Annotated in this window: 15 protein-coding genes and 1 other RNA gene; 11 read left to right on the top strand and 5 right to left on the bottom strand. The window is 71.0% G+C overall.

Annotated elements, in window-relative coordinates:
- The first annotated feature begins 6 nt into the window (after positions 1-6).
- Entirely contained in the window at positions 7-1,227 is a 1,221-nt protein-coding gene (sbcD, locus tag BLR05_RS12355) for an exonuclease subunit SbcD (protein WP_092834769.1), read from the top strand.
- Positions 1,224-4,733: an AAA family ATPase gene (locus BLR05_RS12350; RefSeq protein ID WP_092834768.1), complete on the top strand. Its 3,510-nt coding sequence runs from the start codon at positions 1,224-1,226 to the stop codon at positions 4,731-4,733. Before sbcD ends, BLR05_RS12350 begins: the two co-directional genes overlap by 4 nt.
- Positions 4,734-4,819: 86 nt before the next feature.
- Here the strand turns inward: BLR05_RS12350 and rho are convergent, their stop codons facing one another.
- Together rho and trxA are read right to left on the bottom strand one after the other, a co-directional pair.
- Entirely contained in the window at positions 4,820-6,082 is a 1,263-nt protein-coding gene (gene rho, locus BLR05_RS12345) for a transcription termination factor Rho (protein ID WP_013594977.1), read from the bottom strand.
- Positions 6,083-6,343: 261 nt separating this feature from the next.
- A complete protein-coding gene (gene trxA / locus BLR05_RS12340; RefSeq protein ID WP_013594976.1) occupies positions 6,344-6,676 on the bottom strand; it encodes a thioredoxin TrxA in 333 nt (110 codons plus the stop codon).
- Positions 6,677-6,793: 117 nt separating this feature from the next.
- On the opposite strand from trxA, the gene BLR05_RS12335 reads away from it, so the two are divergent.
- The 3 genes from BLR05_RS12335 to BLR05_RS12325 all read left to right on the top strand — a co-directional run bounded on the left by BLR05_RS12335 (position 6,794) and on the right by BLR05_RS12325 (position 14,550).
- Positions 6,794-9,415: a PD-(D/E)XK nuclease family protein gene (locus BLR05_RS12335; RefSeq protein WP_092834767.1), complete on the top strand. Its 2,622-nt coding sequence runs from the start codon at positions 6,794-6,796 to the stop codon at positions 9,413-9,415.
- A gap of 173 nt (positions 9,416-9,588) precedes the next feature.
- Positions 9,589-13,125, top strand: a complete 3,537-nt coding sequence (locus BLR05_RS12330; protein ID WP_092834766.1) for a UvrD-helicase domain-containing protein — start codon at positions 9,589-9,591, stop codon at positions 13,123-13,125.
- A 45-nt stretch (positions 13,126-13,170) separates the two neighbouring features.
- The gene (locus BLR05_RS12325) at positions 13,171-14,550 is read left to right on the top strand and encodes a TIGR03862 family flavoprotein (RefSeq protein ID WP_092834765.1); all 1,380 of its coding nucleotides are present in this window, start codon (positions 13,171-13,173) and stop codon (positions 14,548-14,550) included.
- Position 14,551: 1 nt separating this feature from the next.
- Here the strand turns inward: BLR05_RS12325 and ffs are convergent.
- Both ffs and BLR05_RS12315 read right to left on the bottom strand, forming a co-directional pair.
- Positions 14,552-14,648: signal recognition particle sRNA small type (gene ffs, locus BLR05_RS12320), an RNA gene on the bottom strand.
- Positions 14,647-16,272, bottom strand: coding sequence for a methyl-accepting chemotaxis protein (locus tag BLR05_RS12315; protein ID WP_092834859.1), 1,626 nt, complete (start codon positions 16,270-16,272; stop codon positions 14,647-14,649). The genes ffs and BLR05_RS12315 overlap by 2 nt, the downstream gene beginning before the upstream one ends.
- 118 nt (positions 16,273-16,390) lie before the next feature.
- On the opposite strand from BLR05_RS12315, the gene dnaX reads away from it, so the two are divergent.
- The 6 genes from dnaX (at position 16,391) to BLR05_RS12285 (ending at position 21,456) form a co-directional block, all read left to right on the top strand.
- On the top strand, positions 16,391-18,412 hold the full coding sequence (gene dnaX, locus BLR05_RS12310; protein ID WP_092834764.1) for a DNA polymerase III subunit gamma/tau: 2,022 nt from the start codon (positions 16,391-16,393) through the stop codon (positions 18,410-18,412).
- A gap of 125 nt (positions 18,413-18,537) precedes the next feature.
- A complete protein-coding gene (locus BLR05_RS12305; RefSeq protein WP_092834763.1) occupies positions 18,538-18,870 on the top strand; it encodes a YbaB/EbfC family nucleoid-associated protein in 333 nt (110 codons plus the stop codon).
- A 14-nt stretch (positions 18,871-18,884) separates the two neighbouring features.
- Complete coding sequence (recR, locus tag BLR05_RS12300; protein WP_092834858.1) at positions 18,885-19,484, top strand: recombination mediator RecR; 600 nt, start codon at positions 18,885-18,887, stop codon at positions 19,482-19,484.
- A gap of 33 nt (positions 19,485-19,517) precedes the next feature.
- Positions 19,518-19,922: an MAPEG family protein gene (locus tag BLR05_RS12295; RefSeq protein WP_092834762.1), complete on the top strand. Its 405-nt coding sequence runs from the start codon at positions 19,518-19,520 to the stop codon at positions 19,920-19,922.
- A 156-nt stretch (positions 19,923-20,078) separates the two neighbouring features.
- Positions 20,079-21,140, top strand: a complete 1,062-nt coding sequence (locus tag BLR05_RS12290) for an ABC transporter substrate-binding protein (RefSeq protein ID WP_092834761.1) — start codon at positions 20,079-20,081, stop codon at positions 21,138-21,140.
- 163 nt (positions 21,141-21,303) lie between these two features.
- The gene (locus BLR05_RS12285) at positions 21,304-21,456 is read left to right on the top strand and encodes a DUF3096 domain-containing protein (RefSeq protein ID WP_013594967.1); all 153 of its coding nucleotides are present in this window, start codon (positions 21,304-21,306) and stop codon (positions 21,454-21,456) included.
- A gap of 34 nt (positions 21,457-21,490) precedes the next feature.
- Here BLR05_RS12285 and BLR05_RS12280 read toward each other — a convergent pair whose 3' ends face one another.
- Entirely contained in the window at positions 21,491-23,032 is a 1,542-nt protein-coding gene (locus BLR05_RS12280; RefSeq protein WP_092834760.1) for a transglycosylase SLT domain-containing protein, read from the bottom strand.
- Between the last annotated feature and the right edge of the window lie 4 nt (positions 23,033-23,036).

Here is a 23,036-nt window from a genome sequence, read left to right as displayed (position 1 = left end):
TCCATCTTGCGTCTGCTGCACACCTCCGACTGGCACCTGGGCCAGCATTTCATGGGCAAGACCCGCCAGACCGAGCACCGTGCGTTCATCGACTGGCTGGCCGCGCAGGCGGCAGCCTGCCAGGCGGATGCCGTGCTGCTGGCCGGCGATGTGTTCGACACATCGGCCCCGCCCAGCCATGCCCGCGAGCTCTACCACCACGCCGTGCTGTCGCTGCGCGACGCCGGGACCGCACTGGTGGTGCTGGGCGGCAATCACGACTCTGCCGCGGTGCTGGGCGAGAGCCGTGCGCTGCTGGCCGAGCTGGGCGCCCGCGTGGTGCCCTGCGCGGCCGCCACGCCCGCGGAGCAGGTGCTGGTGCTGCAGCGGCGCAGCGGCGGGCCGGGCGCCGTGCTGTGCGCGGTGCCGTACCTGCGCGCGCGCGAGCTGCTGCTCAGCCTGCCCGGCGAGAGCGCCGCAGACAAGCGGATGGCGCTGCAGCAGGCGATCCGCGTGCACTATGGAGCACTCTTCGAGATCGCGCGGGACCGCAGCGCATCGCTGGGCGGCCTGCCGATCGTGGCCACCGGCCACCTCGCCACCGTGGGCGCCACGGGCGGCGACGCCGTGCGGGACATCTACGTCGGCACGCTGGAGGCCTTCCCGACCGATGCATTTCCCCCGGCGGACTACATCGCCCTCGGGCACATCCACCAGCCGATGAAGGTGGGCGGGCACGAGCACATCCGCTACTGCGGATCGCCGATACCGCTGGGCTTCGACGAGGCCGCGCAGCGCAAGGAGGTGCTGCAGGTGGATTTCGACCTGGCGGGCCTGCAGTCGGTCACTCCGCTGCCGGTGCCGTGTTTCCAGCCGATGGCTTCGCTGCGCGGCAGCCTCGCCACCCTGCCTGCGGCGCTCACCGCCGCGGCGCGGGCCGGCACGCCGGAAACGCCCGCCTGGCTCGACGTGGAGGTGGCCGGCGACGACTACCTGCCCGACCTGCAGGCGCGCGTCGCGGCGATGGCCGACGGCCTGCCCGTGGAGGTGCTGCGGGTGCGGCGTGCGAGGGGCGGTGCGGCTCCGGCCCTCGTGCCCACCGCCCGCGAGACCCTTGACGAACTGGCCCCCGGCGACGTGTTCGAGCGCCGCCTGCGGGAGGAGTCGCTGGACGAGGCACTGCGGGAGCGGCTCTCGGCCATGCACCGGGGTGTGCTGTCCGACCTGCAGGAAGAGGGGGCGGCATGAGGATCCTGTCGCTGCGGTTGAAGAACCTCAATTCGCTGAAGGGTGAGTGGCGCATCGATTTCACGCAGGTGCCGTTCTCGGACGGCGGGCTGTTCGCCATCACCGGACCCACGGGCGCGGGCAAGACCACGCTGCTCGACGCGATCTGCCTGGCGCTCTACCACCAGACGCCACGCATCGGTGGCGTCTCGCAGGGTGGCAACGAACTGATGACGCGGCACACCGCCGAATGCCTCGCCGAGGTGGAGTTCGCCGTGCCCGGGGGGCGCTATCGGGCTTTCTGGAGCCAGCGGCGTGCCCGGGACCGGCCCGACGGCGCGCTGCAGCCCGCGCAGGTGGAGCTGGCGGAGATCCTCGCGGCCGATGGCACGGCCCGCCCGGTCACGACCAAGGTGCAGGAAAAATTGAAGCACGTCGAAACGCTGACGGGGCTGGATTTCGGGCGCTTCACCAAGTCGATGCTGCTCGCCCAGGGGGGCTTTGCGGCCTTCCTGGAGGCGCCGGCCGGCAAGCGCGCGGAATTGCTCGAAGAGCTGACGGGCACGGACATCTACGGACGCATCTCGCAGCGCGTGCACGAGCGCGCGCGCGACGCGAGGACCGCACTGGAGGCGGCGCGGGCCCGGGCCGGAGGCGTCGATCTGCTGGACGCGCCGGACCGCGACGCGCTGGAGCAGGAGGCGGCGGGCCTGGAGGCGCAGTTGCGCTCTCTTCGGGCCCGGCGCGCCGAGGCCGGGAAGGAGCGCGAATGGTTCAGTGCACTGGAGCGGGCGCAGCAGCGCAGCGCCGCCGCACAGGCCGATGCCATCGCGGCGGACGGTGCCTGGGCCGCGCGGGATGCCGACGTGCAGCGCCTGCGGCGCGCGGAGCCGGCCATGCGCCTGTCACCCGTCCACGCGGCGTGGCAGTCGGCGCAGCAGGCGGAGGCTGCCTGCGCGCTGCGGCTGCGGGAAAGCACCGCCCGGCTGGCCGAAGCCGCCACGGCGCATGCCCTGGCGCTGGACCGTGCGGCCGTGGTGAGCAGGCATCTCGCGGTGCTGCGGCTCGGCGAGAGGCAGGCGGGCCGCGAGGCCCTGGCGGCGCTGGAAGCCGGGGGCATCGACGATCCGCGCCATGCGGCGCTCGCCGACCGGCTGGGCGACTGGCGCAGCCGTTTCCAGGCCCGGGCCCGGCTGCAGGAGGAGATCGGCCGGACGCAGGCACAGCGGCAGGAGATGGCCGACCGGTGTGCCGGGCAGGAACCGCTGCTGCAGGCCGCGGGCGAGGCTGCGCGGCATGCCGACGCCGTGCAGGCCGATGCACAGGCGGCCACGGAGCAGGCCCGTGGCGCCTATGTGGAGCGCCTGGCGGGCCGGGATGAGGCCTACTGGCGCGAAGAGCCGCTGCGGCTCGCCAGGCAGGGGCATCTCTGGGCGCAGGCGCGGGAGTGCCGGGAGCGCATCGCCACACAGCGGCTGGAACAGGCGCGGCGATGGGCGGAACAATCGGAGCGGCAAGGGCGGGCAGTTGCACTGGAGGCATCGCTGCAGCAGCTCGCCATGCGGCATGCCGACGGCCAACAGCGCGTGCGCGACCAGGAACGCCTGCTTGCGCAGGAGCGGCGCATCCAGTCGCTGGAAGCCCACCGGCAGCAACTGCGGCCCGGCGAATCCTGCCCGCTCTGCGGTGCCACCGAACACCCGGCCCTGGCGGCCTACGAAGCCCTGGACGTATCCGCCACCGAATCGGCGCTGGAGAGCGCAAGGCGCGCGCTGGACGCCATCGCCGACGAGCGGCGGCAGTCCGAAGCCACGTTGGCCGCACTGCACGCGCAGCAAGCCCGCGCCCACGAAGATGCGGCGGCCAGCGAGCGCGCGGTGGCAGAGCTGGAGGGCCGCTGGCAAACGCTGTGCGCAGCCCTGGAGTGGCCCGCCGATCGCACCGACAGCGCGTTGCTGGAAGACGCGCAGCGCCGGCATGCCCAGACCGTGGGCGATGTGCAGGCCCATGGCGCTGAACTCGCCCGGGCGCGCGAGCGCGGCGAATCGGCGCAACGCGCGCTGCAGCAGGCCGAGCGCGATGCCGGCGCGGCGCAGCAGGCACGGGCGCTGGCGGAGCGGGATCTTCAGGCCCAGAGGCAGCAACTGCAGTCGCTGGTGGAGGCGCTCGATCGGGTGGCGGCGGACTTGAAGGGCATGGAGAGCGAACTGGCACAGGAGCTCGCCGACCACGGGTACGACCTGCCTGCGCAGCCGGGGCGCTGGCTGCAGGATCGCACGCGCGAACTGGAGGCATGGCAGGCCGACTGCGCCCGCCGCCAGACCCTGTTGGCGCAGCTGCCGCTGCAGCAGCAGAGGGCGAAGGATGCAGAGGCCGTGGCGCAACAGTGGGCGCAGCGCCGGGATGCGCTGGCGGACACCTCGCAACGCCATGCCTTGCAAGAAAAGGACTTCCTGGGTGTGAGCGAAGAAGCGCTGGCGCCTAATCGGCTGGAGGAGCTGCTGCAGCAAGCGGCGCAGGCCGTGCAGACACACGCAGCGGCCCTGGCCACTCTGGGTGGCACGCGCGATGCACAGCAGCAGGCCCATGCCGTGGCGGCCGAAGAGGTGGCGCGCAGGGCAGCCGCCTGGGAAACCGCCCTGGCGGAAAGTCCTTTCACGGATGTCGAAGATTTCCTCGCAGCGCGTCTGGAGCCCGCCGAGCGGCAGGCCCTGCAGGATGGCGTGGAAAGCGCCCGGCAGTCGCTCACCGCCGCGCAGGCGCTGCACCGCGAAGCCGCACAGGCCCTGGACGCGCTGCTGTCCACGCCGTTGTCGGACCGCCCATTGCCCGAGGTGGAAACCGAACTGGCCGATCTGGAAGCGCAGGGCACGCAGGCCGCGCAGCGCCAGGGCGAGATCGCCGGCCGGCTGCGGGAGGACGCGCGCCGGCGCGAGGGCCTGCAGGCGCTGCTCGCGGAAATCGCGGCGCTGGAGGCCGATGCCGACGCATGGCAGCACCTGAACGGCCTGATCGGCTCGGCCGACGGCGCCAAGTACCGCAAGTTCGCCCAGGGACTCACGCTGGACCACCTCGTGCACCTGGCCAATCTGCGGCTGCAGCGGCTGCACGGCCGCTACCAGCTAGCCCGCCGCGCCGGGGGCGAACTCGAGATGGAGGTGGTCGACACCTGGCAGGCCGACGTGGTGCGCGACACGCGCACGCTGTCGGGGGGCGAGAGCTTCCTCGTGAGCCTGGCGCTGGCCCTGGCGCTCTCCGACCTCGTGAGCCACAAGACCCGCATCGATTCGCTGTTCCTCGACGAAGGCTTCGGCACGCTCGACCCGGACACGCTGGAGATCGCGCTCGATGCGCTGGACAGCCTGCAGTCCGGCGGCAAGGCGATCGGCATCATCAGCCACGTGGAGGCGGTGAAGGACCGCATTCCCGTGCAGATCCGCGTGCGCAAGGGCGTGGGCCTGGGTTACAGCGCGCTGGAGCGCCGCTTCGCCGTAACCCCCGGGAGCCATAGCGGCAGCGGCAGTTGACCCCACGCCGGGGGCGAAATGCGAAAAGGCCCCGCTGCGTTGCCGTGGCGGGGCCTCTGGCCCTTCGCAGGGATGCGTGTCGCGGATCAGCCGCCGCGGCGCATCATGTCGAAGAAGTCGACGTTGGTCTTGGTGGCCTTCATGTTCTTGATCATCAGCTCCATGCTTTCGATCTCGTCCATGTTGTAGAGGAACTGGCGCAGGATCCGGGTCTTCTGCAGGATTTCCGGGGGCAGCAGCAGCTCTTCGCGGCGCGTGCCGCTCTTGTTGAGCTCGATCGCCGGGAACACGCGCTTCTCGTAGAGGCGGCGGTTCAGGTGGATTTCGCTGTTGCCGGTGCCCTTGAACTCTTCGAAGATCACTTCGTCCATGCGGCTGCCGGTGTCCACCAGCGCCGTGGCGATGATGGTGAGCGAGCCGCCTTCTTCGACCTTGCGAGCGGCTCCGAAGAAGCGCTTGGGGCGCTGCAGAGCAGCGGCATCCACGCCGCCCGACAGCACCTTGCCGGAAGAGGGCACGACGTTGTTGTAGGCGCGGGCCAGGCGGGTGATGGAGTCCAGCAGGATCACCACGTCCTTCTTGAGCTCGACCAGTCGCTTGGCGCGCTCGATCACCATCTCGGCCACGTGCACGTGGCGGGCGGCGGGCTCGTCGAAGGTGGAGGCGATGATCTCGCCCTTGACCGTGCGCTGCATTTCGGTCACTTCTTCAGGGCGCTCGTCCACCAGCAGCACCATCAGGTGCACGTCGGGGTTGTTGGCCGTGATGGCGTGGGCGATGTGCTGCATCATCATCGTCTTGCCGCTTTTGGGCGGCGCGACGATCAGCGCGCGCTGGCCGCGGCCGATCGGGGCGATGATGTCGATGATCCGGCCCGTGATGTTCTCGTCGCCCTTCATGTCGCGCTCGAGCTTCATCTGCTCCTTGGGGAACAGAGGGGTCAGGTTCTCGAACATGACCTTGTGCTTGTTCTGCTCCGGCGGGCCGCCGTTCACGGCGTCGAGCTTGGTCAGCGCGAAGTAGCGCTCGCCGTCCTTCGGCGTGCGGACCTCGCCCTCGATCATGTCGCCCGTGTGCAGGTTGAAGCGGCGCACCTGGCTGGGGGAGATGTAGATGTCGTCCGTGCTTGCGGTGTAGCTCGTGTCCGGGCTGCGCAGGAAGCCGAAGCCGTCGGGCAGGATCTCCAGCACGCCGTCGGCGAAGACCTGCTCGCCCGCCTTCGCGCGCTTCTTGATGATCGCGAACATCAGCTCCTGCTTGCGCATGCGCCCGGTGTTCTCGATCTCCAGCTCTTCGGCCTGCTTCAGCACTTCGGACACGTGCAGTGCCTTGAGTTCGTTTAGATGCATGGGGGTGACTCCGAAACGGAGTAAATAGGAATTCAGGGGGAGACCGCATGCCGGGGGGACTGCTCATGGCGTCCAGGCGGGTCTGGAGGATCTGCGACGGGGGCCGATGCTGGGCTGGCCCGGTGATCGATGCGGATTATGACAGGAAAAGGCGCCCGCTCATCAGGGGCTTTGCACGGGTGCCGGCAAGTGGGTGCCGGAAGGGGGAGGGCCGGTGCGCAAGGGGCATGCAGGCCTGGCGCACCGGGAGTGCCGGGAGACTCAGGCGAGCTGCTGGTCGATGAAGGACGTCAGCTGCGCCTTGCTCATCGCGCCGACCTTCGTGGCGGCGAGCTGGCCGTCCTTGAACAGCATGAGCGTGGGGATGCCGCGGATGCCGAACTTGGCGGGCACTTCGCGGTTCTCGTCCACGTTCATCTTGGCCACGGTGAGCTTGCCCTGGTAGGAATCGGCGACTTCGTCGAGGATGGGGGCGATCATCTTGCACGGGCCGCACCACTCGGCCCAGTAGTCCACCAGTACCGTGGTGCCGGGTTGCAGCACGTCGGCTTCGAAGCTGGCGTCGGAGATGTGTTTGATCAGTTCGCTGGCCATGGCGCGTTCCTTGTGGAGGCGAAGTAAATGGATTGTGGGGAAAGGTGCGGATACAGTCCTGGGATTGTGACAGAAAGACATTCCCTGCTCGATGTGGTGGATAGCGACTCAGGCGCTATGACAGTCATAGCGAAAACCGAATCGCGGAACGATGCCTGGAAGGTGCTGCTCGACCATCTGGACCGCTTCGTGCGCAGTACCGGGCAGCCTGCGGGCGCGGCGGTGGTGCTCGTTCCCTACGCCCAGCTCATGGGGGAGGCCCAGCGCCGCTGGGCGAGCGCCTTTCCGGACGGCTTCGCGCCGCGCTTCGAGACCACCCGCAACTGGGCCGCGCGCCTGGCGACTTTCGTGCCCGAAGGCGACGACCTGGCGCGCGATACGGCGCGGGACACGCTCACCGCCCGCTCCCTGCTGGACCGGGCGGGACTGGGCGGGCAGCGCGACGTGCTGGCGGGGCCGCTGCTCGATGCCGCATGCCAGCTCGCGCCGGCGGTCGCCGCCGTGCCCCCTGCAGGCCGCGAGGCCTGGGCGGAGAGGATGCGGTCGTGGCTGCCCCCCGCGGCCGATGGCGCGGCCCTGCGCTACGAAGCGGCGGTCGCCCGCATCGCGCTGGAATGGGCCCTGGCCACGCGCCACGTCACCGACGTGCTGTTCGAGCCGCGCGTGCGTGCCGCCGCCCCCGTCCTGGTGGTGCTGGACGGATTCCAGCCCGATCCGCTGGCACATGCGCTCTGCGCCCTCTGGGGGGCGGAGCGCGCCTGCGTGCTGCCGCTGTGTCCTCCTTCTGCCCCCGCCGCCGGCGACGTGGCGCTGCAGGCAGCTGCGGACGCGGAGGACGAGGCCCAGAGGGCGGCCGCCTGCGTGCTGCGGCATGTGGCCGAAGGCCGCACGCCGGTGGCCCTGGCGGCCATCGACCGGGCACTGACGCGGCGCATCAGCGCGCTGCTGGCAGGGCGGGGCGTGGGCGTGCACGACGAGAACGGCTGGACGCTGTCCACCACCCGGGCGGGGGCGCAGGTGATGGCGGCCCTGCGCGCCTGCATGGCGCATGCCTCCGGCGATGCGGTGCTCGACTGGCTCAAGCACGTTCCCACGGCCGATGCCGAGGCGCTGCGGCAGGCCGAGCGCTGGCTGCGGCGCGCCGGCATGGGTGACTGGGCGGCGGCCGTGCGCAGCACCGGGCTGGCGGCCGGGGCAGCGCAGGACGCGTCCGAGGCGGACGTTCCCGAAGCGCAAGGCTCCTCCACGGCGGAGGGCTGGCGGGCGCTGGTGCGGCGTGCGGAAGCATGGCGCGCATTGCTGCAGGCCCCGCGCGATCTGCCAGGCTGGCTCGCCGCGCTGCGGGCGCTGCTGCAGTCCACGGGTCAGTGGGAGCGGCTGCAGGCGGACGCCGCCGGACTGCGCGTGCTGGCGGAATTGCGGCTCGACCTGGCCCAGGAAGGCGAGTGGCGCGGGCTGGATGCCTCCGGCCGGCCGCTGTCACTGGCCGAGTTCGTGCATTGGGCGGACGAGGTACTGGAGGCGGGGCGCTTCCGTCCCGAATTCGGCGGCGACGGGGCCCCGGACGCCGTCGTGGTGCCCCTGCCGCAGATGCTGGCGCGGCCCTTCGCGGCCCTGGTCGCCGCCGGATGCGATGAAAAGCGCCTGCAGGCCGCGCCGGAACCTCCCGGCGCCTGGACCAAGGAGCAGCGCAAGGAACTGGGGCTGCCCCGGCGGGAAGACCTGGAGGCCGCGCAGCGTGCCGCATGGGCGCACGCGCTGTCGGTGGGTCACGTGGACGTGCTGTGGCGCATTGGCGACGAGGGGGGCGAACCGCTGCTGGCCAGCCCGCTGGTGCTGGCCCTGCAGGCCGAAGGGGCCCCCCGCGCGGGAACCGACCCGCGCGAGTTGCGCGCGGTGGCGCCTTCGCCGGTGCCCAGGCCGCTGCCGCGCGGCGATGCGTTGCCGCTCGCGAGGGTATCGTCGTCGGCCTATTCGGACCTGCGGCACTGCCCTTACCGTTTCTTCGCCCTGCGGCTGCTGGGCCTGCAGGAGTCGGACGAACTGGGCACGGAGGTGGACAAGCGCGATTTCGGCAACTGGCTGCACGCCGTGCTGCAGCGTTTCCACGAGGGCTTGCGCGATGCACCGGTGGAGGACGCCGCAGCGCGCCGCCAGTTGCTGGATGCCGCGGCCGAGGCCACGACCCGCGCCCAGCGGCTGTCGGTGGGCGAGTTCCTGCCGTTCTCGGCTGGCTGGCCGGCCCTGCGCGAAGGCTACCTGCGCTGGCTGGCAGGGCACGAGGCTGGCGGCGCTCGCTTCCGCGAGGCGGAGCGGCGCTGCGTGCAGCCGCTCGGGCCCCTGGAGCTGATCGGCACCCTGGACCGCGTGGACGCGGTGCGCGCTTCCGTGCCCGGCGAGCCGCCCACGGTGATGGTGATCGACTACAAGACCGAGGGCGAATCCGCGACCTGGCGCCGCATTGCCGCCGGCACCGAGGACACGCAACTGGCTTTCTATGCCGCGCTGCTGGGCGACGACACACTGCGCGCCCTCTACGTGAACGTCGGCGAGCGCGGCGAAACCCGCAGCTTCGAGCAGGAAGACGTCGTGGCACTGCGCGACCAGCTGGTCGAGGGCCTGCTGCACGACTTCGCCCGCATCGCGGAAGGTGACCCGCTGCCGGCGCTCGGCGAAGGGGCGGTGTGCGACTACTGCTCTGCCCGCGGGCTGTGCCGCAAGGATTTCTGGAGTGATTGAAACCACTCCCCTGAGGCGCTACGCGCCTTCCCCCCGCTCTCGCTACGCTGCGCTTCGCGGGCAGGAGGACGACGCCAGCGCGGCGGGGCGGCCCTTGCGCGGCGTCTGCTGGCCTGGGGCCCGCCGGTCTCAAGCGCCGCTGGCCTTGGCGATTGCCGCCGTGATGAACACCCATGATGGAGATGCGTGTGCAGGCTGCCTATGAACACAACGGCCGGCCCGTGGAGCGCGAGGCTTTCTACGCCATCGCCTGCGACCCCGCCCGCAGCGTGGCGGTAGAGGCCTGCGCGGGCGCTGGCAAGACCTGGATGCTGGTGTCCCGCATCCTGCGCGCGCTACTGGAAGGCTGCAGGCCGCACGAGATCCTGGCGATCACGTTCACCAAGAAGGCCGCGGGCGAGATGCGGCAGCGCCTGCTGGAATGGCTGGAGGTTTTTTCGCACCTGCCGCTGCCCGCGCTGCGCACGGAGCTGGAAGCCCGGGGCGTGCCGGCGGAGCAGGCCACGGAAGACGCCTGCGCGCGCCTGCAGGGCCTGTTCCTGCAGGTGCTGGGTGCGGGCCGCCCGGTGCAGATCCGCACCTTCCACAGCTGGTTCGCCGCATTGCTCGGAACCGCGCCACTGGCGGTGCTGCAGTCGCGCGGGCTGCCGCTGCATTACGAACTGCTGGAAGACGATGCCGAGGCCGTGCGCCGGGTGTGGCCGCTGTTCCTGCAGCAGGTGGCGGCCGATGCCGGCCTGGGGGCGGATTTCGCCGATTCCGTGGCCCTGCACGGCCGTTCCCAGACCCGCAAGGCGCTGGAGTCGGCCCTGGCGAAGCGCGTGGAGTTCGAGCTGGCGGAAGAGGGCGGCGTGGTCGATGCCTCGGTCCCGCCGTTCCATGCGCAGTCGCCGCAATGGGCGGGCCTGGACCACCCCGCGCAGGCGCTCGCGGCGGAGGACTGCCGCGCACGCTGGCTGGCCTGGGCCGCGGCGCTGGGCTCGGAGTCCGGCAAGACGCCGCAGAAGGCCGGGGATGCCATCGTCACGGCGTTCTGCGACATCGCGGACCTGCAGGAGCGGCTGGAGGCGCTGCGGGGGGCGCTCTTTGTCGCCGATGAGGACCGGCTCACCCGCCATCTCGAGAAATTCGCCGCGGCGCAGGAGGCGGAGCGCGAACTGCAGGCCCTGTGCGTCGCGCGGCGCCAGCACGAGGCCTGGCTGCACCAGCAGCGCATGGCGCGGCTGACCCGGGCGCTGGTGGCGGCCTTCGGTGCGCTCAAGCGCGACCGGGGCTGGGTGGACATGAACGACGTGGAGCGCACCGCGCTGGTGATGCTGTCCGATCCCGTGCTCAGCGGCTGGGTGCAGGAGCGCCTGGACGCGCGCGTGCGCCATCTGCTGATCGACGAGTTCCAGGACACCAACCCGCTGCAGTGGCAGGCGCTGCATGCCTGGCTCGCCGGGTATGTCGGCACGGGGGGAGGGCAGCAGCCGCCCAGCGTGTTCATCGTGGGCGACCCCAAGCAGAGCATCTACCGCTTTCGCCGCGCCGAGCCCCAGGTGTTCCGCGCCGCGCAGGCCTTCGTGCGCCAGGGCCTGGGCGGCGACCTGCTCGCCTGCGACCACACGCGCCGCAATGCCCCGGAAGTGATCGCCGCGGTCAATGCCGTCATGGGCGCCGCGCAGGCCCGGGCCGACTATGCGGGATTCCGCGACCATACGACCGAATCTCGGGACGCGGGCGTGCTGCTGCGCCTGCCGCCCATCGAAGACGCCGCGGACGATGCCGAGGATGGGCAACCGCAGGCCCGGCCCGACCCCCTTGTCTGGCGCGACAGCCTGGTCCAGCCGCGGCATGAGGCGGAAGAGACCCTGCGCATGCGCGAATGCCAGCAGGCCGCCCGCTGGGTGGCCGACCGGATCGCAGCCGGCGTGCCGGCGCGGCAGATCATGGTGCTGGCGCGCAAGCGCGACCGCCTGTCGGCCCTGCAGGATGCCTTGCGCGACCTGCACCTGCCGTGCGTGCAGCCCGAGAAGGTGGAACTGTGCGAGGCCCCGGAAGTGCAGGACGTGGTGGCCCTGCTGGATGTGCTGGTCTCTCCGGGGCACGATCTGTCCCTGGCCCGCGCCTTGCGCTCCCCCTTGTTCGGCGTGGACGACGCGCTGCTGGTGCGCGTGGCGGCTGCCCGCAGGGAAGCGGAGCGCGCCGCCGTGCCCGGGCCGCAGGAGGGCGGCGTGCCGGGCTGGCTGGAACTGCTGGCGGACCGGGCGCTGCTGGACACCGAGTTGCCCGCGCTGTCGCATGATTTGCAGCTCTACCGCCAGTGGGTGGACCAGTGGCCGCCCCACGATGCACTGGACGCGATCTACCGGCACCGCGACGTGCTCGCCCGGTATGCGGCGGCGGCGCCGGCGCCGCTGCGGCCCGGCGTGCTGGCGAACCTGCGCGCGCTGTTGTCGGCGGCACTGCAGCAGGATGGTGGCCGCTACCTGACGCCCTACGCTTTCGTGCGCGCCCTGAAGCGGCCGGGGCAGCGCGCCCCCGGCCGCGTGGACGCGGATGCCGTGCGCCTTCTGACCATCCACGGAGCGAAGGGGCTGGAGGCGGACGCCGTGCTGCTGCTGGACACCGACGGCCGTGCCCGGAAGGCCGAGACCATGGGGGTGCTGGTGGACTGGCCCGGCGAACTGCCGGCCCCGCGCCGCTTCGTCTTCCTGGCGAGCGAGGCGTCGCCCCCGCCCAGCGCTGCCGATGCACTGGCCGCCGAGCAGGCGGAGCGCCAGCGCGAGGAGATCAATACCCTGTACGTGGCCATGACGCGCGCGCGCCACTGCCTGGCGCTGTCGTGCGTGCGCGCGTCGCAGTCCGCACCGGGCAGTTGGTGGAACCGGGTCGCGCCCCTGGCGGCCGACGTGCCGCAGGATACCTCCGGCCCGGCCGGCGGCGTGCGGGACGGGCAGGACGCCGCGGTGGACGCGCAACTGCCGGAACTGCCCGGATGGCGGGACGCCGCGCCGCTGCCCATGGGGCCGCCGCCCGGAGCCGGGCTGGAGGCAGGAGCAGGAACAGACGTGCCCGCTGCCGGACTTCCCCGGGAACGCCGTGCGCCGTCCACACCGGTGTCCCGGCAGGGCGAGGCGATGCACCAGTTGCTGGAGCAGGCGGGACTGGCTGGCAGACTGCCCGGCGCCGCCGCAGGAGGCTCCGCCCGCTGGACGCGTGCGCGCCTGCAGCAGCTGGCGCGGGATTTCGAATTGCCCGCCGAACTGGCCGAGCGCGCTGCAGCCATGGCCTCGCGCATTCTGCAGGGCGAGGGGGCCTGGGCCTGGAACAGCGCCGACATCGAACTGGCCATGGACGAGGCCCCTATCGTTCACCGCGGGCAGACCCTGCGCATCGACCGGCTCGTGCGGCGCTCCATCGACGGTCGCAGGGAGTGGTGGGTGCTGGACTACAAGAGCGCGGCGGACCCCGAGCGGCAGGCGGAGCTGGTGGAGCAGATGCGGCGCTACCGCCAGGCCGTGCAGGCCCAGCTCCCCGGAGAGCCCGTGCGTGCCGCGTTCCTGACCGGCGATGGCCGCATGGTGGAGGTGGATTCTTCCTCCCGGAGCCTCCCGGAGCCCGCGCAGCCCTTACCATCGCCCACCCCGGCGGCCGGTCCATCGCCCGCGGCCGTCGCGGCCCCTCCATCGGGGCCGCTGCCCGTGCAGGGCTCGCTGTTCGATTGATACCCGCCCGTTCCCTTCCTCCCCACGCCCACTGTTCGCACCGCCATGTCGTCTTCTTCCGCTTCCCTGCCGGCCGCCGGCCTTCCGACCTGTGATGTGGCCGTGGTCGGCGGCGGGCCGTCGGGCCTGATGGCAGCCGAGGTGATGGCCGCGCGCGGCCTGTCCGTGCAGGTGTTCGACGCGATGCCCTCGGTGGGACGCAAGTTCCTGCTGGCGGGCAAGGGCGGACTCAACCTCACGCACTCCGAGCCGTTCGGCCCTTTCCTGGAGCGCTACGGCGACCGTGCCGGTGCCCTGGAGCCCGTCCTGCACGCCTTCGGCCCCGATGCCCTGCGCGACTGGGCGCGGGCGCTGGGCGTGGAGACCTTCGTCGGCACCTCCGGCCGTGTCTTCCCGGTGGACATGAAGGCCGCGCCGCTGCTGCGGGCCTGGCTGCACCGGCTGCGCGGCATGGGCGTGCAGTTCCACATGCGGCACCGCTGGCTCGGCTCCGAGGGGGAGGCTGCGCCCGGGGCTGGCTCCACGCCGGGGGCGGTCGCGCTGCGCTTCGCCGCCCCGGCGGGCGAGGTGCAGGTACAGGCGCGCGCTGCCGTGCTGGCCCTGGGCGGCGCAAGCTGGCAGCGCCTGGGCTCCGACGGGGCCTGGGTACCGTGGCTGGAGGCCCGGGGCGTGGCGGTGGCGCCGCTGCGGCCGGCGAACTGCGGCTTCGATGTGCTGGGCCCCGGCGCTCCGGCCGACGCCAGCCGGCGCGAGTTCCTGCAGGCGCTCCTGGGGCGCGGTGCCCCGCCGGTGGGATGGACGCCGCACTTCGCCGAGCGCTTTGCCGGCCAGCCGTTCAAGTCGGTGGCCCTGCATTTCACCGACAGCCAGGGACGGGCGTTCCACCGCCGCGGCGAGTTCGTGGCCACGGCGTCCGGCGTCGAGGGCAGCCTCGTGTATGCGGCCTCCGCCCTGCTGCGCGACGAGATCGCCGCCCATGGGCACGCCACCTTCCACCTGGACCTGCTGCCGGACCATACGCCCGAGCGCGTGGAGAAGGAAGTGCGGCATCCGCGCGGCTCGCGCAGCCTGAGCAGCCACCTCAAGAGCCGCCTCGGGCTCGACGGCATCAAGGTCGCAGTGCTGTATGAACAGTTGGGCAGGGAGGGCATGCAGGATGCGCGGGCGCTGGCGCATGCGATCAAGGCGGTGCCGGTCACCGTGGTGGCCTGCCGGCCGCTGGACGAGGCCATCAGCGCGGCCGGGGGGGTCGCATTCGAGGCGGCGGATGCCCACGGCATGCTGGCGGCCTGGCCGGGCGTGTTTTGCGCCGGGGAGATGCTGGACTGGGAAGCCCCTACGGGGGGCTACCTGCTCACGGCCTGCATGGCCACCGGCGCAGCGGCGGGGCAGGGCGTGCTGCAGTGGCTGCAGAAAGGGAAATGAAGTTGACGAGCCTTACCCCCGGCACTGGCTCCACGGTTAGGGCTGCTTGGTTCCCCACCTGACCCGGTTGGCCGCTTCCCCATGCGGGGAGGCCCGTCACTGCGGATTGTACCCAATCACCGGGGGGCCTCCGGGCAAATTCCCGTCCACCGATGCCGTGATCCGGAAAACGCCCACCAATTGCTCCAGCCGCGAGGCCTGGCTGGTCAGGGACTGGGCCGCGGCGGTGGCCTCTTCCACCAGCGCGGCGTTCTGCTGGGTGGCCTGGTCCATGTGGGTCACGGCCTGGTTCACCTGGTCGATGCCGGCGGCCTGCTCCTGGTTGGCGGAGGCGATCTCCTGGATCAGGCGCGCCACCTGCTGCACGCTGTCCACCACCTCGCCCATGGTCGTGCCGGCCTGGTTCACCAGGCGGGAGCTTTCGCGCACCTGCTGCACCGAGGTGTCGATCAGCTGCTTGATCTCCTTAGCGGCCGAGGCCGAGCGCTGAGCGAGGCTGCGCACCTCGCTGGCGACCACCGCGAAGCCGCGGCCCTGCTCGCCGGCCCGGGCCGCTTCCACGGCGGCATTCAGCGCCAGGATGTTGGTCTGGAACGCGATGCCGTCGATCACGCCGATGATGTCCACGATGCGCCGGGACGAATCGGTCACCGCGCCCATGGTGCTCACCATCTGCCCGACCATCGCGCCGCCGCGCTGCGCGACCTCGGACGTGGAGCCTGCCAGCTGCGCCGCGTGGCGGGCGTTGTCGGCGTTCTGGCGCACGGTGCTGGTGAGCTGCTCCATCGAGGCGGCCGTCTGTTGCAGGGCGCTGGCCTGCTGCTCGGTGCGGGCGGAGAGGTCGTTGTTGCCCGCCGCGATCTCGGCCGAGGCCGTGTTGATCGACTGGGTGCCGGACCGTACCTCGGCCACGATATGGGCGATGCTCTGGCGCATGCGCTCCAGCCCGTGCAGCACGCTGGACCGGTCGCCCTGCTTGAGGGCGATCGGATGGGCGAGGTGGCCCTGCGCGATGGCGTCGCTGACGCGCAATGCTTCGCCGGGCTCGCCGCCCAGTTCGCGCACCAGGCCGCGGGCGATCGCCAGGCCCAGCGCGAGCAGCAGGCCCGCCAGCACCAGCGCGCCCAGTCCGAAGCGCAGGATGCGTTCATTCACCGTGGCGGCCACCGTGTCCACGTACACCCCCGATCCGATCACCCAACCCCAGGGGGCGAAACCCTTGACGTACGAGATCTTGGGTACAGGGTCGGTTGCGCCGGGCTTGGGCCACAGGTAGGGAACGAAGCCCGCGCCGCTTTGCCGCACCATGTCAGCGAAAGCCATGAACAGGTACTTGCCGGTCGGGTCCTTGGTCTCCGCCAGGTTCTTGCCTTCCAGCTCGGGGCGGATGGGGTGCACGAGCATGACCGGCCCCATGTCGTTGATCCAGAGATATTCGTTGCCGCTGTAGCGCATGGCGCGCAGGGCGTCCATGGACATCTGCCGGGCCTGGGCATCGGTGAGCTTTCCCTGGGCGGCAAGGGCCTGGTAATAGGTGACCAGGCTGTGGGCGACTTCCACCGTCTGCCGCACGCTGGCCTGGCGCTCTTCCATGATGAGCTTGCGCTCGGAGGCCAGCAGCACGGCGGTGATCAGCACGATGCCCAGCAGGGCGCAGCCGATCAGCAGGCCCAGGCGGCGGGCGATGCCCATGCGGGCGAGCCAAGGCGTGTCTTTGTCCATGATCACCTCTTTTCCAGTGCAGGTGGCCGGTGCGGAAATGACCGGCGACGGCCTGTCACCAAATGTTAGTGGCCTGTACGCGCCTGCGGGGGCTGGCGACCCCCGTAGAATCCCGCAGATGTCCTATCTCGTGCTCGCCCGCAAATACCGTCCCAAGACCTTCTCGGAGATGGTCGGGCAGGAACATGTGGTGCAGGCGCTCTCCAATGCGCTCATCCAGCAGCGCCTGCACCATGCGTACCTTTTCACCGGCACGCGGGGGGTGGGCAAGACCACGGTGTCGCGCATCCTGGCCAAGTCGCTCAACTGCCAGGGCGAGGACGGGCAGGGCGGCATCACCGCCACGCCCTGCGGCGTATGCCAGGCATGCCGGGACATCGATGCCGGCCGCTTTGTCGATTACACCGAGCTCGACGCCGCATCCAACCGCGGCGTGGACGAGGTGCAGGGCCTGCTGGAGCAGGCCGTGTACAAGCCCGTGCAGGGCCGATTCAAGGTCTTCATGATCGATGAGGTCCACATGCTCACGAACACCGCGTTCAACGCGATGCTCAAGACGCTGGAGGAGCCGCCGGAATACCTGAAGTTCGTGCTGGCAACGACCGATCCGCAGAAGGTGCCGGTCACCGTGCTCAGCCGGTGTCTGCAGTTCAACCTGCGGCCCATGGCGCCGGAGACCGTGCTGGAGCACCTCACCCGGGTGCTCGCCCAGGAAAGCGTACCGGCCGAGCCGCAGGCGCTGCGGCTGCTGGCGCGCGCGGCGCGCGGCTCCATGCGCGATGCGCTGTCGCTCACCGACCAGGCCATCGCCTTCGGCAGCGGCCAGCTCCAGGAAGCCGGCGTGCGCCAGATGCTGGGCAGCGTGGACCGCAGCTATGTGTTCCGCCTGATCGACGCGCTGGCGCGCGGCGACGGGCGCACGGTGGTGGAGACCTCCGAGTCCCTGCGCATGCACGGGCTGTCTGCTGCCTCCACGCTCGAGGAAATGAGCGCCGTGCTGCAGCGCATGGCCGTGTTCCAGGCCGTCCCCCAGATGGCCGAAGCGGTGGATCCGGCCGATCCGGAAGGCTCCGAGGTGGCACGGCTGGCCGGAACGCTGCCCGCCGACGAGACGCAACTGCTCTACAGCATCTGCCTGCACGGACGCACGGAGCTCGGTCTCGCGCCCGACGAGTACGCGGCCCTCACCATGGCGCTGCTGCGGCTGCTGGCGTTCAAGCCGGCAGCGGAGGGCGGAGCGCCCCCGGCGGAAAAAAAAACACTGAAACCTTCCCCGGCGGAGCCCCCGGCGCCTGAGCCGGCGCCCGCTGCGGAGCCTGCGCCCTCGATTCCGGCGCCCGAGGCGGACGCAGCGCCGGCCGGGCCTGCCCCCGTGGCACCTGTGCGCAGGCCTGAGGCCACTCCCGCCGAAACCGAAACCCACGTGCCGTCCGCCCGGTCCGCTTCCCCGCTGCAGGAGCCGCCGCACGCCCGGGCGCCCTGGGCGGAACCGCCCCCGGAGACCGCGACGGTGGATGCCGCGTCCGCTCCTGCAGAGGCGCCTTCGTCCGGCACTGCCGTGGCGGCGGCCGTGCGCCTGCCGGTCAGGACGCCCGCCGACCTGCACGCGCCCCGGCCCGCCGAAGCGCCGGCGCCTGCCGCAAGCGCCCCGGATTTCGTGGCCATTCCCGTGCGGGTCGCACCCGAGCCCGGCATGCGGCTGCAGCCTGCGGCCGCCGCGCCCGGCACCCTGCCGGCCTCGGCCCGCTACACGCCGACGGAAGAGGGCGATGTCTGGCATGCCACCGTGATGCATCTGGTCGCGGCCGAGGCCATCAATGCGCTGGTACGCGAACTCGCGCTGCAGTCCCAACTGGTGGCGCGCGACGCCGACCACTGGCTGCTGCGCGTGGAGCGCGAGTCGCTCAACCAGCCCACCGCCCGCGAGCGCCTGCGCGCTGCGCTGGAGGCGGCCGGCTTCGCCCGTCAGATCAGCGTGGAGGTGGGCGCCGTCATCGACAGTCCCGCGCGGCGCAATGCGCACGCGGCCGCGCAACGGCAGCGGCGTGCGCAGGAGATCGTGGAAAACGACCCCTACGTCCAGGCGCTGGTGCGGGACTTCGGGGCGAGAATCGTCCCTGGCAGCATCAAGCCCGCATGAAGGCCTGCATGAACGCTCGCACGGCGCGCGGAACGGTCCGGAGTGGCTGCGCAGCGCACCGTCCTGCCGGCCCCGCCTGATTTTTTCGCTTTCGTGTCTTAGACCCCCCAGAGAAAAGGAATCCCATGTTCAACAAAGGACAACTCGCCGGCCTCATGAAGCAGGCCCAGGCCATGCAGGACAACCTGAAGAAGGCCCAGGACGAACTCGCCCTGATCGAGGTCGAGGGCGAATCCGGCGCCGGTCTCGTCAAGGTGCTGATGACCTGCAAGCACGACGTGAAGCGCGTCACCATCGACCCCAGCCTGCTGTCGGACGACAAGGACATGCTGGAAGACCTGGTGGCCGCCGCCTTCAATGCCGCGGTGCGCAAGGCCGAGGAAACCTCGCAGGAGAAGATGGGCAAGCTGGCCGCCGGCATGCCGGGCATGCCGCCCGGAATGAAGTTCCCCTTCTGACCGGCATGCCTGCCATGCCGTCCGGCTCCGACATGCACTCCCTCGACACCCTCGTGCAGGCACTGCGGCGCCTGCCGGGCGTGGGTGTGAAGTCGGCCCAGCGCATGGCGTTTCACCTGCTGCAGCACGACCGGCAGGGCGCCGAGCTGCTGTCCCGCGCACTGCACGACGCCGCGCAGTCGGTGCGGCACTGCGCGCGCTGCCACACCTTCACCGAGGGCGAGGTGTGCTCGACATGCCTCGATCCCTCGCGCGACGGCTCCCGGCTGGCCGTGGTCGAAACCCCCGCGGACCAGGCCGCGCTGGAGCGCACGGGTGCCTTCCGGGGGCTCTACTTCGTCCTGATGGGCAAGCTGTCTCCGCTCGACGGCATCGGCCCGAAGGACATCGGCTTCGGCAAGCTGCTGGAGCGTGCGGGCGATGGCGTGGTCCAGGAAGTCATCCTCGCCACCAACTTCACGGCCGAGGGCGAGGCGACCGCACATGCCCTCAGCGAAACGCTCAAGGCGAGCGGCATGCACGTGACGCGGCTCGCGCGCGGCGTGCCCGTGGGCAGCGAACTGGAGTATGTGGACCTGGGCACCATCGCCCACGCCCTCGTGGACCGGCGATAGCCCGGGCGGCGCCAGACTTTCCGGAAGATCGACATGAATTCCCTGCACATCGCCCGCTTCACCGTGGCGTACTGGTGCGTTTTCGCGATGGCGCTCATGCCCGTGGCCTGCGCCGTGCTGGCCAAGCGCGGCGGATTCAGGGCCGCGGACAACCGCGATCCGCGTGGCTGGGCAGCGAGGCAGACCGACTGGCGCGCCCGCGCGCTCGCAGCGCAGGCCAATACCTTCGAATGCCTGCCGTTCTTCATCGGCGCGGTGATCGTCGCGCACCAGTTGGGGGCCGCGCAGACCCTGCTGGACCTGCTGGCGCTGACCTTCGTGCTGCTGCGGGTGTTCTACGTGCTGATGTACGTCTCCGACATGCCCACCGTCCGCAGCGCCGTCTGGCTGGGCGCGTTCGCGGTCAACGCGGCCATTTTCTTCCTGGGCTACCGCTGACGGGACTGCAGCCCGCCTCGGGCATGGCCGCATGGCGAAGCCGGTCCGGCTTCGGTTCCCTGCTTTTCCTTGCGGTTTACAGGGATTTTCCCCGGTGCCGGCGGGAAGGTTTTCGGGCACGATTGCTGCAGTGCAGCATAAATCACGCTCCGTTCCATGACCCCGTCGTCCTTCAGCCGCCGCCGCCTGGGCGCGATGGCCCTGTCCCTGCCGCTGGCCGGCCTGGCAGGTGCCGGTGCGCACGCGCTGGTGCCGTCGTTCAGCGCGGCATCCCAGGGACGGGTGCGGGTGGCCGTGGGCGGAGCGGGCCTGCTGTACTACCTGCCCCTCACCGTGGCCTGGCAATTGGGCTTCTTCCGCGCCGAAGGATTGGACGTGACGATCCAGGATTACGCCGGTGGAGCGCTCGCGCTGCAGGCCGTGGAGCAGGGCGCGGCGGATGTCTGCTGCGGGGGCTACGACCATACGCTGCGCCGGCAACTGCAGGGGCTGGACTACTGCGCCCTCGTGCTCCAGGGCCGGGCTCCGCAGCTGGCATTCGCCGCCTCCGCGCGCAGCTGGCCCATGCGGAGCGTGCAGAGCTTCAAGGGCCTGCGGGTGGGCGTGACGGCACCGGGCTCATCCACGCACATGCTGGCGCAGTTGGCGCTGTCGCAGAACGGCGCATCGCTGGAGGGTATTTCCTTCGTCGGCGTGGGCGCCTCCGGCCGCGGCGCAATGTCCGCGCTGCGCCAGGGCCGCATCCATGCGCTCTGCCATGCCGACCCGGTGGTGAGCGTGCTCGAGCAGCACGGTGAGGTGCGGCTGCTGTGCGATACCCGCACCCTCAAGGGATCGCAGGAGCTCTTCGGCGGCACCATGCCTTCGTCCAGCCTGTACGCGCCCAGGGCTTTCGTGCAGCAGCACGCCACGGTGTCGCAGGCGCTCGTGCATGCCATGGTGCATGCGCTCAAGTGGCTGCAGACGGCCAGCGCCACGGACCTCATGCGCGTGGTGCCGCAGGACGACCTGCTCGGCGACCGCGGCGCCTACATGGCGGCGTTCCACAAGGTGCGCGACACCTTCTCTCCGGACGGCATGATGCCCGACGACGGTCCTGCCACGGCCCTGCGCGCGCTGGCGCGGCTGCGACCGGAATGGGCCGCCTCGAAGGTGGATCTCGGGCGCACGTATACCAACGAATATGCACGCAGGGCCAAGGCGAAGTTCAATGCCTGAGTCTGGCGGCAGGCGCCGAAGTGGCGCCCTGGTCCGACATGGCGGCGCCATGGCCCGGCGTTAGATTCCGGCCACTGCCCGGCAAACGGCATCCGGGCACCGGCCGGCCGCGCTGCGGACGCCTGCTTGCAGCCTCCAACCCGTTCCCGAGGAACCCTCTCCCATGACACTGAACCTCAGCATCGGCCCGCTCGTGGCCCTCATCGCCGGCATCCTCATTCTGGTGATGCCGCGCCTGCTCAACTTCATCGTGGCGATCTACCTCATCCTCATCGGCGTGCTCGGGCTGGTGGGAATGCACAATCTGAGGATCTGACGGGCGCGGGCGGCGCCCCGCCAGCGCTTTCCCGTCAGCGCTTCTTCACGCGCGACGGCGTACCGCCCTTGCGGGAAGGCGCGGGCGCCGCAGCCTTCTTCGCCGTGCCCCTGGAGGGCGCGGCCGACTGCCGGCTGCTCCGGCTGCCGCTGGTGGCCGAGGGGCCGGACGTCATGCGCACCGGCAGATACACGACCACCGCCTCGCCGGCCCTGAAGGAGGCCGTGGATTTGACGTCGTTCCAGTTCGAGACGTCTGCAGTGGTGACCTTGTAGCGCCGGGCGATGGTGGCCACAGAATCGCGCTTGCCGGCGCGCACCGTGGTGCGGCGGGTGACGATCTCGGGGGTGAACGCGACCTGGCCGTTGTCGGCCAGCTGCCCGGGCACGTCCGCCTGCGTCGCGTTGCCGCGGGGCACCATCAGGGCCGATCCGGCCTTGATGAGCATGCGCGGCGGGATCTTGTTCACGTTGCGCAGGTCGGCCTCGCTCATGCCGACGCGCTGCGCCGCCGCGGAGACGCTCATCGTGGTCGGCACGCTCCAGACCGTCCAGCTCGCGTACTGGCCCTCGGTGTAGGCCTCCAGGTTCTTGCGGAAGACCTGCGCGTTGTCCCAGGGCAGCAGGATCTGCGGCATGCCGGCCGCGAGGATGATGGGCTTGTGCAGCGAGGGGTTGAGCTCGCGGAAGTCCTGCTCGCGCACGCCCGCCAGGCTGGCGACCAGCGAGACGTCGATGTCGCGGGTGATGTCCACCGTCTGGAAGTAGGGGTGGTTCTCGATCAGCGGCAGCTCGGTGTTGAAGCGCTCCGGGTGCGCGACGATGTTCTTCACCGCCTGCAGCTTGGGCACGTACATGCGGGTTTCCGCCGGCATGTTCAGGTCGGTGTAGCCGGTGCCCAGGCCCATCTTCTGGTTGCGGGCGATGGCGCGGCTCACATTGCCTTCGCCCCAGTTGTAGGCAGCCAGGGCCAGGTGCCAGTCGCCGAAGATGCCGTAGAGCCGCTGCAGGTAGTCCAGCGCCGCGCGCGTGGACGCGAGCACGTCGCGCCGGTCGTCGCGGAAGGCGTTCTGCTTGAGCTGGTAGTCGCTGCCCGTGGCGGGCATGAACTGCCACATGCCCACGGCCTTGGCGCTGGAGATCGCCATGGGGTTGAAGGCACTCTCGATATAGGGCAGGAGCGCCAGTTCGGTGGGCATGCCGCGCAGCTCCAGTTCTTCCACGATGTGGAAGATGTACTTGCTGGAGCGCTCGGTCATGCGCTGCATGTAATCGGGCCGGCTGGCATACCAGAGCTCGCGGTCGCGCACCAGGTCCTGGTCGAGGTCCGGCATGGCGAAGCCGCGGCGGATGCGGTCCCACAGGTCGGTGGGCGCGGCCAGCGAGGTCACGCCGAAGTGGCTCGCGTCCGCGGCGGTGATGGGGCGCAGCGGGGGAGAACCGGCCACGGGCGGGGTGGCCGCGGTGCCGCCCGTGCTGGAGGAGGTGGCCGGGGCGTCCTTGCCGGGGGTGCCGGGTGCCGCGCAGCCGGTGAGCCAGAGCACGCTCGCGAGGCCCAGGATGTGCAGGAGTTTCATGGGG

It is taken from the genome of Paracidovorax cattleyae, from assembly GCF_900104515.1.
In the GTDB taxonomy this organism is placed as follows: domain Bacteria; phylum Pseudomonadota; class Gammaproteobacteria; order Burkholderiales; family Burkholderiaceae_C; genus Paracidovorax; species Paracidovorax cattleyae.
Note: the sequence above shows the minus strand (reverse complement) of the source record. Positions and strands in the feature narration are given on the sequence as shown.